14 protein-coding genes are annotated in these 15158 nt (G+C 48.1%); 3 read left to right on the top strand and 11 right to left on the bottom strand.

Annotation, left to right across the window (positions count from 1 at the left end; all coding sequences use genetic code 11):
• Positions 1–96: 96 nt before the first annotated feature.
• The 7 genes from ACE41H_RS03130 to ACE41H_RS03160 all read right to left on the bottom strand — a co-directional run bounded on the left by ACE41H_RS03130 (position 97) and on the right by ACE41H_RS03160 (position 8829).
• Positions 97–744, bottom strand: coding sequence for a response regulator transcription factor (locus ACE41H_RS03130; RefSeq protein ID WP_355326741.1), 648 nt, complete (start codon positions 742–744; stop codon positions 97–99).
• Between the two features lie 6 nt (positions 745–750).
• Positions 751–1782, bottom strand: coding sequence for a sensor histidine kinase (locus tag ACE41H_RS03135; protein WP_375353595.1), 1032 nt, complete (start codon positions 1780–1782; stop codon positions 751–753).
• A gap of 35 nt (positions 1783–1817) precedes the next feature.
• Positions 1818–2279: a GAF domain-containing protein gene (locus ACE41H_RS03140; protein ID WP_375353327.1), complete on the bottom strand. Its 462-nt coding sequence runs from the start codon at positions 2277–2279 to the stop codon at positions 1818–1820.
• 72 nt (positions 2280–2351) lie between these two features.
• Positions 2352–3038, bottom strand: a complete 687-nt coding sequence (narI, locus tag ACE41H_RS03145; protein WP_375353328.1) for a respiratory nitrate reductase subunit gamma — start codon at positions 3036–3038, stop codon at positions 2352–2354.
• Positions 3038–3601 (bottom strand): nitrate reductase molybdenum cofactor assembly chaperone, encoded by a 564-nt coding sequence (narJ, locus tag ACE41H_RS03150; protein ID WP_375353329.1) that lies wholly within the window; start codon positions 3599–3601, stop codon positions 3038–3040. The genes narI and narJ overlap by 1 nt, the downstream gene beginning before the upstream one ends.
• Positions 3594–5168, bottom strand: a complete 1575-nt coding sequence (gene narH / locus ACE41H_RS03155; RefSeq protein WP_375353330.1) for a nitrate reductase subunit beta — start codon at positions 5166–5168, stop codon at positions 3594–3596. The genes narJ and narH overlap by 8 nt, the downstream gene beginning before the upstream one ends.
• Positions 5158–8829: a nitrate reductase subunit alpha gene (locus ACE41H_RS03160; protein ID WP_375353596.1), complete on the bottom strand. Its 3672-nt coding sequence runs from the start codon at positions 8827–8829 to the stop codon at positions 5158–5160. The genes narH and ACE41H_RS03160 overlap by 11 nt, the downstream gene beginning before the upstream one ends.
• 294 nt (positions 8830–9123) lie before the next feature.
• Here ACE41H_RS03160 and ACE41H_RS03165 point away from each other — a divergent pair, with 294 nt between their 5' ends.
• Positions 9124–9942: a DUF2935 domain-containing protein gene (locus tag ACE41H_RS03165; protein ID WP_375353331.1), complete on the top strand. Its 819-nt coding sequence runs from the start codon at positions 9124–9126 to the stop codon at positions 9940–9942.
• Between the two features lie 60 nt (positions 9943–10002).
• Positions 10003–10398: a YmaF family protein gene (locus ACE41H_RS03170; protein ID WP_375353332.1), complete on the top strand. Its 396-nt coding sequence runs from the start codon at positions 10003–10005 to the stop codon at positions 10396–10398.
• Between the two features lie 138 nt (positions 10399–10536).
• On the opposite strand, the gene ACE41H_RS03175 is transcribed toward ACE41H_RS03170, so the two are convergent.
• From ACE41H_RS03175 to ACE41H_RS03190, 4 genes are all read right to left on the bottom strand, one after another.
• Entirely contained in the window at positions 10537–11310 is a 774-nt protein-coding gene (locus ACE41H_RS03175) for a hypothetical protein (RefSeq protein WP_375353333.1), read from the bottom strand.
• Between the two features lie 148 nt (positions 11311–11458).
• A complete protein-coding gene (locus tag ACE41H_RS03180; protein WP_375353334.1) occupies positions 11459–12271 on the bottom strand; it encodes a hypothetical protein in 813 nt (270 codons plus the stop codon).
• A complete protein-coding gene (locus ACE41H_RS03185; RefSeq protein ID WP_375353335.1) occupies positions 12268–13569 on the bottom strand; it encodes a sensor histidine kinase in 1302 nt (433 codons plus the stop codon). Before ACE41H_RS03185 ends, ACE41H_RS03180 begins: the two co-directional genes overlap by 4 nt.
• A gap of 152 nt (positions 13570–13721) precedes the next feature.
• A complete protein-coding gene (locus ACE41H_RS03190) occupies positions 13722–14381 on the bottom strand; it encodes a response regulator transcription factor (RefSeq protein ID WP_375353336.1) in 660 nt (219 codons plus the stop codon).
• Positions 14382–14626: 245 nt separating this feature from the next.
• On the opposite strand from ACE41H_RS03190, the gene ACE41H_RS03195 reads away from it, so the two are divergent.
• Positions 14627–15085: a MarR family winged helix-turn-helix transcriptional regulator gene (locus tag ACE41H_RS03195; RefSeq protein WP_375353337.1), complete on the top strand. Its 459-nt coding sequence runs from the start codon at positions 14627–14629 to the stop codon at positions 15083–15085.
• Positions 15086–15158: the final 73 nt, after the last annotated feature.

A 15158-nucleotide genomic window follows, 5' to 3' on the forward strand; every position in this document is an offset into this window, starting at 1 on the left:
TCCCCCCTCCTTTCCGCCAAAGCAAAAAACACCCTGGAAATTCACCGGATCGACAATTATTGATCCAGTTCATTCCAGGGTGTATCAGGATTTAGATCAGAACTCCAGCATTTTTTTCTTTAATGCATACTCTACCAGTTCGGGGCGGCTTTTCAGGTTCAGTTTCTCCATGATTTTGGCTTTGTGGGCCTCCACCGTCTTTACCGACACAAAGATCATTTCGGCGATTTCCTTGTTGCCGTAGCCTTTGGCGATCAACGGCAGGATTTCCAGCTCACGGTTGGACAGCAGGTCGAACATGTCCGCAGGTTCCGCCGTCTTGTCCTTCTTGAAAAATTCCCGTACCAGCGAGGTTGCCATTTTGGGATGTATGTATGTTTCCCCACGATAAATGGTGCGAATGGCCAGCAGCAGCTCTTCATCCGGCGCATTCTTCAATACATAACCAGAGGCGCCGTTTTTAAGCACATGAAACAGATATTCCTCATCATCATGCATCGTCAGGATCAGAATTTTGGTGTCCGGGAATTCCTCCTTGATTTTGCCGGTGGCGATCAATCCGCTTTCCCCCGGAGGCATGCTGAGATCCATAATGAGAACGTCCGGCCGCAGCTTCGCCACCAGGGAGTAAGCCTCCAGGCCGTCCGCCGCCCCGCCAATGACCTCCATGTCCTCCTGAAAATTCAGGATCATGGAAAAGCCGCTCCGTACAATGGCATGGTCATCCGCTATGACTATTTTTATCAAGTCTTATTCCTCCCCTTCACCATCACCGACCGGAACCTGCAGAAAAATCCTTGTGCCTTTCCCAACCTCCGAAAACACACTGAAGCTGCCTCCGACCAGCTCGGCCCGCTCCTGCATGCCAAATAACCCGAGTCCGGTGCCGATCGGCTCGCCTTGCAGATCAAAGCCGGCTCCTTCATCTTCAATGATCAGCTGCAGGTTATGGCCGATCTCGGTTAAAGTAACAGTCACGCTGTCCACATAAGCATATTTTAATGCATTTAATACAGCTTCCTGACAGACCCGGTAAATAACGGTCTCCACTTCACTGCCGTAGCGCTTCCGGGACAGATGGGATACAAATTGAATGACAAGCCCGTAGCTTTGTTCAATCCGTTTGAAATAAGTGCGGAAAGCAGCCTCCAGCCCCAGATCATCCAGGGCGGCTGGGCGCAGCTCCACGGACAGATTGCGGATATCATCGAGCAGCCTCATCATGGAAGCCTCGGTTTGCTTCACTTTTTTGAGCACCTGTTCATCATTTGTCACATATTTGAGCACTCTCATATCAACGACGGCGCTCATCAGCTCCTGCGCCACACTGTCATGCAGCTCACGGGAAATCCGTTTGCGCTCATTCTCCTGCGCTTCAATCACGTGCTTCATCATTTTATTTTGAAAGAATCTTTCCTGGGTCTGGAACTGTCTTGTCAAATCCCTCAGCATAAACACACGGACGCCATTCTCCCGATCAACGGTATGGAAGGAAGCGGCATAAGGCACGATCCCCTTTCCCTTCGTTTCCAGATAAACCTGAAAAGACGAAAATTCCTCCTTTTCCGGCATGCTGAAAAAGCAATCCAGGCAGGTACGGTGCTCCGTCTCACTTGTATAGCCCCGGCAAGTGCCACATAACGCCCGATCGGCCCCTTGGTTAAGCTGCAAGAGGACTTCATCACCGATAATGCGCTCGGCAGCCGGGTTCATCGCGAGGTTTTTTCCTTCCTTATTAAAAAAGAAAATCGCTTCAATGCTGTTTTCAAACAGCTTCAGCATCATCGGAATCAACTGGCCTGTCTCCGCTTGTGCCGTCAATTGGCCATCAGTTCCTTTCCGTCGAAATCTCCGAATCCGGTGCGTGCATCATCTGCCATAACTTTCAGCATCTCATCTGTTACCCGATGTTCCTCGTCCCGGAACCCGCCCAGCAGTACACCCGCTACGCGGGCATCATTCCAGAGCGGCACTGCCCCAAGGCTTCTCAGCTTTTCCGATTGCACAATCGGGTAATTAAACAAGCTTTCCGATTCCAGTTGTTGATGAACGGATGGAATTAACAGCGGCTTCCCCGTTTTGAACACCATTCCGGCGATCCCCTTCCCGGATTGAAGCACAATGCGCCGGAAGCGGTCATTCAGGTTGCCAGAGGCGTATTTCCATTTGATCACATAGTGATACTCTTCGGATTCCACAAGAGCAAGAGCCATGAAATCGTAACCGAATGCTTCGCGGACCTGGTCAAGCTTCCGTTGATAATCCACCTTATTATTCATCAGCCTTATCTCCTAATTTAATCTTCTTCCAGCTGCTTGCATAAGCTGGAACAGCGGGCCAAGCCCGCTGTTCTAGTTAGATCTATGTCTTCTATAAAGGATATAACTTCTACTGATATAATTCAATGGAACACTCCACACATGCACCAGGCGAGTGAACGGCCAGAAAGCGAAAATGGTAAAACCCGCAAGCGCATGCAGCTTGAAGGACAGCGGCACTTCCCCCATCAGGGAGGCATCCGGGCTAAGCACAAACAGGCCGCGGAACCAGATCGAAATCGTCTCCCGGTAATCAAACTCAGGCTGTACGGCATTAGTAACAAGTGTGGCGTACATGCCCATAAAAACAATCAGCAGCAACAAGGCATTGACGGCCAGATCGGAGGCCGAGCTTAAACGGCGCACATTGCGGAGGGTGAAGCGGCGCCAGGTAAGAATCAACATGCCCAGAAGCGTGATGATGCCAAAAAAGCCCCCTACATACACCGCGCCAATATGGTAAAGATGATCATTTACGCCCAGCGCATGCATCCACGATTTCGGGATGCCAAGTCCCGCAACATGCCCCATGATAACCGGGATAATCCCGAGATGGAACAGCAGGCTTCCGGCCATCAATTGCTTTTTCTCAATAAATTCGCTCGATTTCGCCGTCCAATTGAACTGGTCTGTCCGATAGCGGAAGATATGTCCGACGATAAATATAACCAAACATACATAAGGGTAAATCACCCATAAAAATTGTTCAAGCATCGCCATTAACGGGCCTCCTCCTGTCTCACACTCGCTTTAAGCGTTTCACGGAGCCCCTTTACCAGATGAAAGTAGGGACTGCGCAACCTCTCCAAGGCCTTGAGCAAATGATAGGTGCCATCCTCGAGGATGGCGAGCAGCATCCGGAAATTGTCAGGTGCTTGCGGATTCGCCATCCACTCGGCGGCATACAGAAACTCGCACATCAGCGGAAGATAGTCGGGCAGTTCCTCCTCCGGCATTTCAAGGCCAAACATTTCATAGAGTATTTTCAATTTGGCCAGCATTTGTCCCCGCTCTTTGGAGTCCTCATATTTAAAATACGTCATATAAAGCGCGCAATCTTTATTGAAATCGAAGGTGGAGGTGTATATTTCCTGAATTTCTTCCAGGCTGAGCTCCTGCATAAGGGACCAATAAGCACGAGCGTGCGTATAAGCGGGATTTCCGGGGAGGAAGGACCTCTCCAGGAAATCCGGATGAAAATCCGTCTTGTCAGGATACATCAGCTGACGGGAGAAGAAACCAAATGACGGCTTAAGATCATAGAGTGTTTTTACATCAATCACGCCATATCCCTCCGTAAAAATTCTCCTCATATATTTGTTTGCCCGTCTTCTCCATTCCGCTGCTCATCTGACTAACAGCTCCACAGCCGCTGCAGCCGCCGCCCATTCCCGGACCTCCAAGCGTATCGCCATAACCGGCCGCGCCCTGCGCACGATACGAATCCATATGGGCTTCTTTATGTGAAGTCGGAATGACGAAACGGTCCTCATATTTGGCGATGGCGAGCAGCCGATACATCTGCTCCGTCTGGCGGGCCGTCATGCCGAGGCGCTCAAGCCGTCTCTGATCAAATTCCTGTCCGGTTGAATAGGCGCGCATGTAGATCCGCATCATAGCCATCCGCTGCAGGGCTTCTTTTACTGCCTCCGTATCCCCTGCCGTGAGCATATTAGCCAGGTATTGGATCGGCGTGCGCATTTCCTCAATAGCCGGAAAAATCATGTCAGGATTGCTGATGGAATCCTTGCCTTCAAAATAGTTCATAATCGGGCTGAGCGGCGGCACATACCAGACCATGGGCAATGTGCGGTATTCGGGATGAAGCGGGAACGCCAGCTTATACTCAATCGCCAGCTTGTAAACCGGTGACTGCTGCGCCGCTTCAATCCAGTCCACCGAGATGCCGTCCCTCTTCGCCTGAGCGATGATTTCCGGATCATGCGGGTCCAGAAACAGGTCAAGCTGCGCTTTGTACAAATCCTTCTCATCCTCCACCGAAGCGGCTTCCTGTACCCGGTCGGCATCATACAGCAGAACGCCCAGGTAGCGGATTCTGCCTGTACACGTCTCCGAGCAAACCGTTGGCAGGCCCGCTTCGACACGCGGGAAGCAGAAGGTGCATTTCTCGGCCTTGTTGGTCTGCCAGTTGAAATATACTTTTTTGTAAGGACAGCCTGTCATGCAATATCTCCAACCCCGGCACGCCTCCTGGTCGACGAGAACGATGCCGTCCTCGTCCCGTTTATACATGGCGCCGGAAGGACATGAGGCCACACAGCCCGGATTCAGGCAATGCTCGCACAGCCGTGGAAGATAGATCATAAACGATTTCTCGAAATTGAATTTAATTTCTTCTTCAATCTTCTGAATATTCGGGTCCTGCGGGCCGGTGACATGAGCACCTGCGAGGTCATCCTCCCAGTTGGGTCCCCAATTCAGATCCATTTTCTCGCCAGTTACCGCAGAATGGGCCTGTGCTACCGGTGAATGCTTCTGTTCCTTCGCAGTCGTCAGGTGCTCATAGTTATAAGTCCATGGCTCATAATAATCCTTCATTTCAGGCATATCGGGGTTGTAAAAGATTTTACCGAGTGCCACCTTAGACAGCTTGCTGCCGGATTTCAGCTCCAATTTTCCTTTTTTGAGCTGCCAGCCTCCCTTATAGACCTCCTGATCCTCCCACCGCTTGGGATAACCGATGCCGGGCTTCGTCTCCACGTTGTTGAACCACATATACTCCGCGCCTTTACGGTTCGTCCAGGTCGTTTTGCAGGTAACGCTGCATGTATGACAGCCGATGCATTTATCCAGATTCAATACCATTGCGACTTGTGCTTTAATTTTCAAGCCAGTTGACCTCCTTCATTTTACGGACCGCCACGTAGACATCCCGCTGGTTGCCAATCGGACCGTAATAGTTGAACCCGTAGCTGAGCTGGGCGTAACCGCCGACCATCTGGGTCGGCTTCAGATGAATCCGGGTAGGCGCATTGTGGCTGCCGCCGCGCGTATCCGTGATTTCGGAGCCCGGCACCTGAATATGTTTGTCCTGGGCATGGTACATGAACATGGTGCCACGCGGCATCCGGTGGCTGACCACCGCCCGTGCCGTCACCACGCCGTTCCGGTTGTATACTTCCACCCAGTCGTTATCCGCAAGCCCGTGCGATTGTGCATCCTCGTTGTTGATCCACACGACCGGTCCACCGCGGAACAGGGTCAGCATGTGCTGGTTATCCTGGTAGGTGGAGTGGATATTCCATTTGCCGTGCGGAGTCAAATACCGCAGCACCAGCGAGTCCTGCCCGCCCTTGATTTCTTTGTCACGCGGACCGAATACCATCGGCGGAAGAGTCGGCTTGTAAACCGGCAGTGCTTCCCCAAACTGCTGAAAGATTTCGTGGTCAATATAGAAATGCTGTCTTCCGGTCAGCGTGCGGAACGGCACAAGCCGTTCAATATTCGTCGTAAACGGCGAGTAGCGGCGCCCCTGCTTGTTCGAGCCGCTGAACACCGGTGTCGGGATCACTTCACGCGGCTGCGCCGTAATGCTGTGGAATGTGATTTTTTCAGCTGCCCGGTCGGCGGAAATATCCTTGAGCGGTACACCGGAATCCTGCTCTGCCTGCTCATAGGCTTTTTGCGACACGCGTCCATTCGTCGCGGAGGACAAATGAAGAATCGTATCTGCCGCCTGGCGGGCCGTCTCCAGCTTCGGCAGTCCGCTTTTAATGGATTCGTCATCATGGACGCCGTTGAGCCGTTTCAGCTCCTCATATTCGTCTGCAACGGAGAAGCTGATGCCGTGGGCCCCTATTTTTCCTTTCGCGAGATTCGGGCCAAGCGAAGTGTATTTATCGTAAATTTTAGTATAATCGCGCTCTACAATACTGAAGTTCGGCATTGTTTTACCCGGTACTGCTTCAATTTCTCCCTTCGCCCAATCCTTTACAGTCCCGAGCGGCTGCGCAATTTCGCCGACTGAATCATGGCCCAACGGGGATGCCACCAAATCCTTGTAAACTCCGGGCAAATGAGCTGTCGCCATTTCCGAGAACACCTTGGCCAGCGAGCGGTAAATATCCCAGTCGGACCGTGACTCCCACAACGGATTGACCGCAGGGTTGAATGGATGCACGAAGGGATGCATATCGGTGGAGGACAGGTCCGTTTTTTCGTACCATGTGGCCGCCGGCAGTACAATATCCGCATACAGCGGAGTTGTCGTCATGCGGAAGTCGAGGGCAACCAGCAGATCAAGCTTGCCTTCAACATCTTCACGCCACACGATCTCTTCCGGCTTCTGCTCCTCATTCGGACGGGCCAGCAGCGCATCGGAGGCGCCAAGCAGATGCTTCATGAAATATTCCTGCCCCTTCGCCGAGCTGGAAATCAGATTCGAGCGCCAGACGAACAGTGAACGCGGGTAGTTCTGCTGAGCACCGGGGTCCTCCACGGCAAAACGGGTGGTACGGTCTTTGATCTGCTCCACGGCGTGGGCGATAATCTCTTCGTTTGTCTTTTTCCCCTGCTGTGCCGCCTCTTCCGCGAACATCAGGCTGTTTTTGTCGAACTGCGGATATGAGGGCAGCCAGCCCAGTCTTGCGGCAAGCACATTGTAATCGGCCGGATGCCGATAGCGGACATCTCCACCCGTAGGCGACTTCAGCGTATCCGTGCCGCTCTCTTCATAACGCCATTGTTCTGTCGCAAAATAAAAGAAGGAGGTTGCATTCTGCTGACGGGCAGCTCCCTGCCAGTCTTTCGCAAAGGCCACAGCAGACCAGCCTTCAATCGGACGGCATTTCTCCTGTCCGACATAATGGGCCCAGCCGCCGCCGTTTACGCCTTGAGATGCAGTCAGTACGACCAGATTCAAGACGGCACGGTAGATGGTGTCGCTGTTGAACCAGTGATTGATGCCCGCCCCCATAATGATCATGGAGCGGCCTTCTGTATCGATGGCATTCTGCGCAAATTCACGGGCGATCTGCACAACCACGGACGCCTTCACGCCGGTGATTTTCTCCTGCCAGGCGGGGGTGTAATGGGATGCTTCATCATCATACCCTTTGCTGTTTAACGGGCTATCGATACGCGCAACTCCGTACTGGCTCATCATCAGATCGTAGACCGTTGCCGCATAGCGCTCCGTACCGTCCGCCATTTGTATCTTCATGACAGGAATCACTCGCTTGAACGTCCCATTGCCGGTATTATCAAAGTACGGGAATGCGATTTCCAGCCACTGCTCTCCATGCCCTTCCACCGTCAGTGCAGGTTCAACCTTCGTTCCGTCCTCATGCTCCAAAATCAGATTCCACTTCTTGTCCTGCTCCCAGCGCTGGCCCATTGTGCCGTTCGGAACCATGCATTCACCAACTGTCTCGTCATAGATGACCGGCTTCCACTCCGCATGTGGCGAAGTCTGCCCGAGATCGCTTGCGCGCAGGAAACGTCCACCTTTCCAGACGCCCTCGTACGGATCAAGCAAAATCAGAAACGGCATATCCGTGTACTGCTTGGCATAGTTGATGAACATCGGTTCTTTGCGTATATGATAGAATTCATCCAAAATGACATGAGTCATAGCTTGGGCCAGCGCGGCATCCGTACCGGGATTAGGAGCGAGCCAGTTGTCGGCAAACTTTACGTTCTCCGCATGATCCGGTGCCACCGACACCACCTTGGTTCCCTTATACCGCACCTCTGTCATAAAGTGAGCGTCGGGTGTCCGTGTAAGCGGTACATTGGACCCCCACATGATCAGGTAACCGGCGTTGTACCAGTCCGAGGACTCCGGCACATCCGTCTGCTCTCCCCAAATTTGCGGAGAAGCCGGCGGCAGGTCTGCATACCAGTCATAAAAGCTCAGCATTTCCCCGCCCAGCAGGGAGATAAAGCGGGCACCGGATGCATAGCTGACCATCGACATTGCCGGAATGGGCGTGAAGCCGGCAATGCGATCGGGTCCGTATTTACGGATGGTGTAGATTAATTGCGCCGAAATAAGGTACAATGCATCTTCCCATTTGACCCGGATGTGGCCGCCTTTGCCACGTGCTGACTTGTAAAACTTTGCTTTCTTCGGATCTTCCACAATGCTCGCCCATGCATCTACCGGGTTGTCATGTTCGGTCAGCGCAGCCTGCCAGAGACGCCACAGCTTGCCTCGGATATATGGAAATTTCACGCGCAGTGGGCTGTATTCGTACCAGGAGAACGACGCTCCCCGCGGACAGCCGCGCGGCTCAAACTCAGGCATGTCGGCGCCGCAGGACGGATAATCGATTTGCTGATTTTCCCACGTAATAATGCCGTTTTTCACAAAAACCTTCCAGCTGCAGGAACCGGTACAGTTGACACCATGTGTCGTACGGACCACCTTGTCGTGGGACCAGCGCTGGCGGTATACATTCTCCCATTCTCTATTTTTTTCTTCCAGAATGGACCAGCTATCAGAATAGCTTTCAAGCGGTTTGAAAAAGTTGAGATGTTTTTTTCTCATCAAGTCCGAACTCTCCTTTGCGGAATACAAGAGCTTATAATGATTCCATTGTTGATTCACTCGATTACCGCCATTATCCCTTTCTCCCGCTCCCATTCCCATTAGGGAATATCCTAAAGCGGACAGGGAAATCCCTCATTCTGCGAAATAAGCTATCAACAGCGCATTTCATTTTGCTGCACAAAAAAGACAGATTGTCATGTATGAGTTCCCCGCCTGCATATTGGTACAAGCGAACTACATATCTTTTTAGTAACCTATTCGATTGAAGAATGCTCTATTGGGGGGATGTCATTGTCAGATGCATTTGTGGCCCGGTCACTTGACGAAATCCGTTTCTGGTCCCGGGTGATGAAGGAACACGCTTTGTTCCTGCGGTTGGGTTTTAGGTGTGAGGACACGCAATTAATTCATGAGGCTCAGCAGTTTCAAGCTATTTTTGAGGACATTGAAAGAAGATCTAATGAGTTCCCGTTAAGTACCGATCCGCATACCATCAGAGAATTTAATACTGAAGTACGTAATGCCGCCGTTCATATTTGGGCTTTTAAAAGAAAGGTATTGGGGCTTATTCTCCAATGTAAACTCCCCGGTCAAAACAACTTTCCTTTATTGGTCGATCATGTTAGCCGGGAAGCAAACTACTTTAGAAACCGGCTTGAGGAACTTAATTCCGGAAGGCTCGAACCCTTGCACGATGCAATCATTGATGAGAATATTTTCTTTCTGAAAATAATGGCGGACCACGCAAAGTTCATTGGTCATTTGCTCGATCCATCTGAACGGAAACTGGTTGAACAGGCAAGGGAGTTTAGTAATGATTTTGATACCCTCATGTACCAAGCGATTGATTTAAGTTCAATGCGTCCGCAATCACAAATCATTCCTTTGCTGAGTCAATTTGTTGACGAGAATCGGGTATCCGTAAAATCTCTGCGGGATTTCAAAAAAACAGCACGTGATTTAATTGAGGAATGCCGTATAAAAAGCATTATCCATCCTTTATTGGCAGACCATGTATTCCGGGAAGCGGAGCGTTTTCTGTTTATTCTGGATATGTTTGAGAGGTCCTTGTCGGGCATGAAGGTAAACAAAAGAGAAATCTTGTTTTGATTAACGAATTAGAATGGAGGATTTATGGTGGAAATACCAGTTAGAGGGATACTGCTTTGCATGAACAGATCCAACTCCGACTCGGAATATGATCACAAATCCAAGCATGATCATAGGTCCCAGCACGATCATAAGCTAGTAATCACCTCGTGGGATGAAAGACCGGTGAACATGCATGTTCATCCCATGGCTGGAAAAACCTCTTTTGACGTAGGACATTACCACCAGTATGCAGGAACTACAGAACCGGCTCCCACCGGCATCCCCCATGTTCACCACTATAATATAGAAACCACTTTCAATGACCAGCATGTTCATTTGCTAAGAGGAACTACAGGTCCCGCCATTCCTTTGCCAAACGGCGGGCATTACCACTATTTTGAGGGTTACACCACCGTGAACGGCAGAATTCCGCACACCCACAGCTATCAAGGCAGAACTGGAAATGAAGTCTAAAAGCCGCAATTCGCATCAGCTAGGCTTTCATATTCTGCACCTTCATACGATCCACGGTTATGGCTTCAAAGAAAACTAAACAAGCTGACGCCGATTGAGTACCGACGCCAGCTTGCAATTTAGTTTTTTTAAGCTTAATTAATATTCAACTCCATGAATCCATTGCAATTTTGAATACTGCTTCATGGGGATTCCTGTTGTATCAAACAAACTTTTATCATCAACATATTTATGCTCGTAAGCAACAGAATATTGTTGTGTTTTGATCCCTTTATATTCAGAGTAAGCTTCCAATTTAACAGGCAGTCCGGTAGCTTTGTCGATCTGAACATATTCATTTATAACCACTTTACTTCCTTCCGGCTGGATATCGTCTTCCAACAAATTCTGACCGGAAAGCTTGATTAGCTTCTTCCCATCCTGCGATTCCAGAAGCCCTTCATTTTTCCACCCTGTTTTGGCAAATTCGGCTTTGCTGTCGGCGAAGGATGTCCATGTATCAACACTCTGTTTTTCCTTTTCTGATAGCTTGTAGTATTTTCCGCTTATAGCCTTCCCGTTTTTATCTCTTGAAACCTCTACCCATTTTGTTCCGTTTTCTTTTAAGTACTGACTGATTGGATGGATTGTTCCATCCTCTTCTTTGGCCATCATGTCGATCCTTTTGTCGTGAGTTACAGGATCTACCCACGTTTCCACAACAGCATTCACACTGCCGTCATCAAGGTACGAGATTTCCTTGGTATATTCAATACGACTTTTCGTTTCTTTGTTTGCAGACTGGATTCCTCCAGCCTCTTTGTTTACGGATTGGGGTCCTCCAGTTGCAGGTTGTGTTGCCATTGCAAATGCTGCAGTTGAAGTAAGCGCCAGTGATGCCATAATTGTGGATGCGATCAATACTCTTTTCATTTCAGTAATCTCCTTATAAGTAATTCAATTTTCAATCAGATGCTTATATTATCAAGATACAGATACGGCCGTTCTGTAATATGACTTTACCAAGTGACTGCATCCAAGACTTATCATAATCCCATCATTTTAGCATCATTTTTTCGTTCTATTGAAAAGACCAGGAGATGGTGAAGCTTTTTTTGTCTTTGGCGATGAGAAATGAATATACAACCGTTTGGCTGCCATCGGTATAATCATGGACTAATGCCATGGACATGCCGGATGTCTGATCATCAACGGGATAATCCTGATCTGCCCCCTCTGACATACTGTTCAAAGGAGGGAACGGCCTATTATCATTGCTATAACCGCCTTCAGGTAATTTCCTGGCATGATCTGATTGCTCAAGGGAAAGCCCTAAATAGTCTTGCCAATGAAGGTAGGCATTGTCGTAATCCACGACCAGGGGTTTGGCTGCCGCATCAATCTTCATCTCGTAAATTTTATTCGTGTCCGCATCCATCGTAAAAGAGATTCGATACTGGTTGGAATACATTGTCATGACATAATAATTAACGACCAGGTCCGGCCTTGACGTATCAAAGCTCGTAAATGAAGATCCCTGAAATCCCTCACTTACGTCGTCTTCCAGATCAGGAAGCAGCTTTTTTTCTCTCAAGGTCTGCAATTCGGCATAACATAATGCGTTGAGCTTTTCCATGTCAGCTGCTGATAATTGTGAGTTCTGAACAACCACAATGTCCTTGGAATGAACACGTTTATCATAGAGAACGCGCAGTTTATCGATTACACTATACTGTGTGGAAGGGTTGCTTGCTTGAGTTTCAATTTTCTGTAAATGAATTTGTCCCAACAACCGCTGATCATTGACTTTGGAAAGCAGCAATGGAAATACTGCAGCAAATACCATCAATGAAATGAGTACAAGAAACAGGATCATGATTTTAAATGTTTTCATTTTCCGTACATCTCCTTAAAACGAATATATACGGAAGTCCCATGACCAGGAACGCTTTCAAAATCCATTTCAGCATGATGTATTTCGATAATCTGTGAGCAGATGGTCAGCCCCAGGCCCGCGCCGCCCTCTGCTCTGGAACGCGATTGATCCGCCATATAAAATGCTTCCGTGATTTTGGACAGCTCTTCCAACTCCATCCCTTTACCATTGTCCGTGATGATGATGTTATAACCCTTGTTGTCCATTTTACCCAGGAAACGAATGCAGCCTTTAGTTTCTATGGATTTTCTTGCATTATCAAGCAGATTGAGGCAGACCGTTTTCATTAAATCAGGCTCTATGAACAAATTCGCCTCATCCGCCTCCATCACCAGTTCAATCCCTTCGTGCTTGAGTATAGGTGAAATCACACTTTGCACGGATTCAAATAAATGAGACGCAGGAACCCTTTTCATGTTGAATTGCTGTTTTTTCAATACGATCAGATCCATTAATTTGAACGAAAGGGCCTCCAGCCTTCTTCCTTCCTGAAAAATATGATTGGCATACAAGATCATCTGCTCCTGTTCAACGTTTCTCGAACGAAGCATATCTGCGTAACCGATGATCGAGGTCATAGGTGTCTTTAGTTCATGGGCAAAACTTGCAATAAAATGTTCCTGACGCCGTGCAGCATCTTCCAGCTCCGCCACCATATGCTCCAGGCTTCTGGACATATGGCTGAAAGCCTTGGCAAGCAAACCGATTTCATCATTACTGTCCTGGAAAGCCGGAAGTTTAAAATCCCCTTCAGCAATGCTCATGGTTGCCCTGGCAAGTGTTTTGATGGGTTTGGTCAGCCAGTAAGCAACAACCAATATCAGAATAAAGCTCAAGCCAATCATGCCAAAAATCAAGCCATAAAAAATCTGGTATTGATTTTCCCTGCTTTTAAATATTGAGGTAATGTCCCGGTAGGTTTCCAGATAAAGGGTTTCTCCGTCAGACACAATCGTGCTGGCAACCCTGACGAAATACTGTTCGCCTTGCGGCACTACTTCATAACCTTGGGTACTGTGATCCAGCCTTTTGATCACTTCATTGTCAAATCCCGGAATTCCGGTGGTATGGATGGTTTGATAATTGCTGTTGCTGATCCGGAATGGCACAGTCCCGTTGGAAGTACTCACGGTAATCGTCTGTAAAGCGCTTTTAATCAGGCTATCCTGCAACTGACGCTCCTTCTGTTTCAAAGCAATTTTATCAGTATAGGCTACGCCGGCACTTTGGTATGTTTTCGAAAGTTCTTTGTCCAAAGATGTCCTCAGAATAGCATTTTCTTTGAAAGAATAACCTATTTCCTGCTTTAAAGCAGATTGAAAGAGCGTGTTGATCATAATCGAACTGCCCAGGCTGAACATAAACAAAGTAATAATGCTTGTACTGAAAAAAAACTTCCAAAAGAGCTTCATTGGTTCACCACAAATCGGTAACCAACTTTGTAGACCGCAATAATTTTATCTTCCCATCCTATCTTTTTTCGCAGCCTCTGAACGTGCAAGTCAACGGTTCGGCTGTCTCCCATGTAATCATCGCCCCATATTTTTTCATAGATTTGTTCCCGGAAAAGAGCGATGTTTTTACTGCGAACAAAGAGCAACAGCAACTCATACTCTTTCAATGTCAGTGTAATCGTGTCCTCTCCCTTTGTAACAATGCGGGAAAGGGTATCAATAGAAATATCAGCAATTTCCAAATAGCGATCATTTTTTTTATTACGCCGTAAAACGCTTTCGACACGGGCAAGCAGCTCAATGATCTCAAAGGGTTTGCCCAGATAATCATCTGCCCCCAGCTTAAGCCCCCGTACTCTCTCCTCCACACTCGCTTTAGCTGTAATAAAAATAACAGGAATATCCCGTGGTTTAATATATTCAAGCAGCTCATACCCATTGATCATAGGCAGCATAATATCAAGCAAAATCAGGTCATAGCTGTTTTGTTCAATCAGTTCAGCAGCCTGTCCTCCATCAAAGGCACACATACAACGGTATCCGGCATCAGTAAGATTTATTTTAATTAAGTCGGATATGTTTTTTTCATCTTCAACAATAAGTATATTAATCATTCGTAGTTCACGTAGAATCCGTCCAAATGGCCTCATATTAGAGGTGGCCGGATTGCTTTCCTTTCTTCCGAATCTAATTTTGTTGGGAGTTGATGTTGCATCCATTGATTATACTTGAAAAATGCATCAAAATTGCATCATCAGCAATCGGATATGTCATCCAACTTCTGTCACTTTCAAATCGTTGACAAAATCAAAAGCTGAATATATAGTGTAGACATCTACACAAATCAAAGGAGAATTTTATGCACAGCATTTTCGATACGTACCCCTATAGTCTATACATTAAACATATCGCGCAAAAGGTTCGGGAAATCCTTGACCAGCTGCTGAAAAATCATGGCTTGAATAGCTCACAAGCGATTCTTCTGTCACATATTCATCAATCCATAGAAGAGAATGTGGAGGTCAACCGCAAGTTTCTGGAGAAAACAATGGCTCTAAGCGGTCCGTCTGTGACAAACCTGTTGAACGGTCTGGAGAAATCCGGATTTATCATACGCAGCAGTAACCCTACCGACGGACGCAACCTCCGCGTTGAGATCACAGCCAAAGCCAAACAATTTCTTAATGAGAGGAGTGATGCCTTCTCGAAATCGGAAGAATTGATCACCCAAGGAATGTCGGATGCCGAGAAAGCCATGTTTGTTTCTTTGCTGACCCGTGCCTTTGAAAATGTTGAAAAGCACATGTCAAAAAGATGAATTTGCTATGTGCATGTTTATTTTTTTAAACAAATATGTAGACGACTACGTAATACGTGAAAAAGGATTCGGT

The sequence above is a fragment of the Paenibacillus enshidis genome, from assembly GCF_042136365.1.
In the GTDB taxonomy this organism is placed as follows: domain Bacteria; phylum Bacillota; class Bacilli; order Paenibacillales; family Paenibacillaceae; genus Paenibacillus; species Paenibacillus enshidis.

What these genes read in the sequence shown, in the direction of transcription:
- ACE41H_RS03135 (WP_375353595.1), bottom strand. Translation starts at nt 1,782, where the DNA reads ATGCTGAAGCTGTTTGAAAACAGCATTGAAGCGATTTTCTTTTTTAAT.
- ACE41H_RS03140 (WP_375353327.1), bottom strand. Translation starts at nt 2,279, where the DNA reads ATGAATAATAAGGTGGATTATCAACGGAAGCTTGACCAGGTCCGCGAA.
- narI (WP_375353328.1), bottom strand. Translation starts at nt 3,038, where the DNA reads ATGGCGATGCTTGAACAATTTTTATGGGTGATTTACCCTTATGTATGT.
- ACE41H_RS03160 (WP_375353596.1), bottom strand. Translation starts at nt 8,829, where the DNA reads ATGAGAAAAAAACATCTCAACTTTTTCAAACCGCTTGAAAGCTATTCT.
- ACE41H_RS03170 (WP_375353332.1), top strand. Translation starts at nt 10,003, where the DNA reads ATGAACAGATCCAACTCCGACTCGGAATATGATCACAAATCCAAGCAT.
- ACE41H_RS03175 (WP_375353333.1), bottom strand. Translation starts at nt 11,310, where the DNA reads ATGAAAAGAGTATTGATCGCATCCACAATTATGGCATCACTGGCGCTT.
- ACE41H_RS03180 (WP_375353334.1), bottom strand. Translation starts at nt 12,271, where the DNA reads ATGAAAACATTTAAAATCATGATCCTGTTTCTTGTACTCATTTCATTG.
- ACE41H_RS03190 (WP_375353336.1), bottom strand. Translation starts at nt 14,381, where the DNA reads ATGATTAATATACTTATTGTTGAAGATGAAAAAAACATATCCGACTTA.
- ACE41H_RS03195 (WP_375353337.1), top strand. Translation starts at nt 14,627, where the DNA reads ATGCACAGCATTTTCGATACGTACCCCTATAGTCTATACATTAAACAT.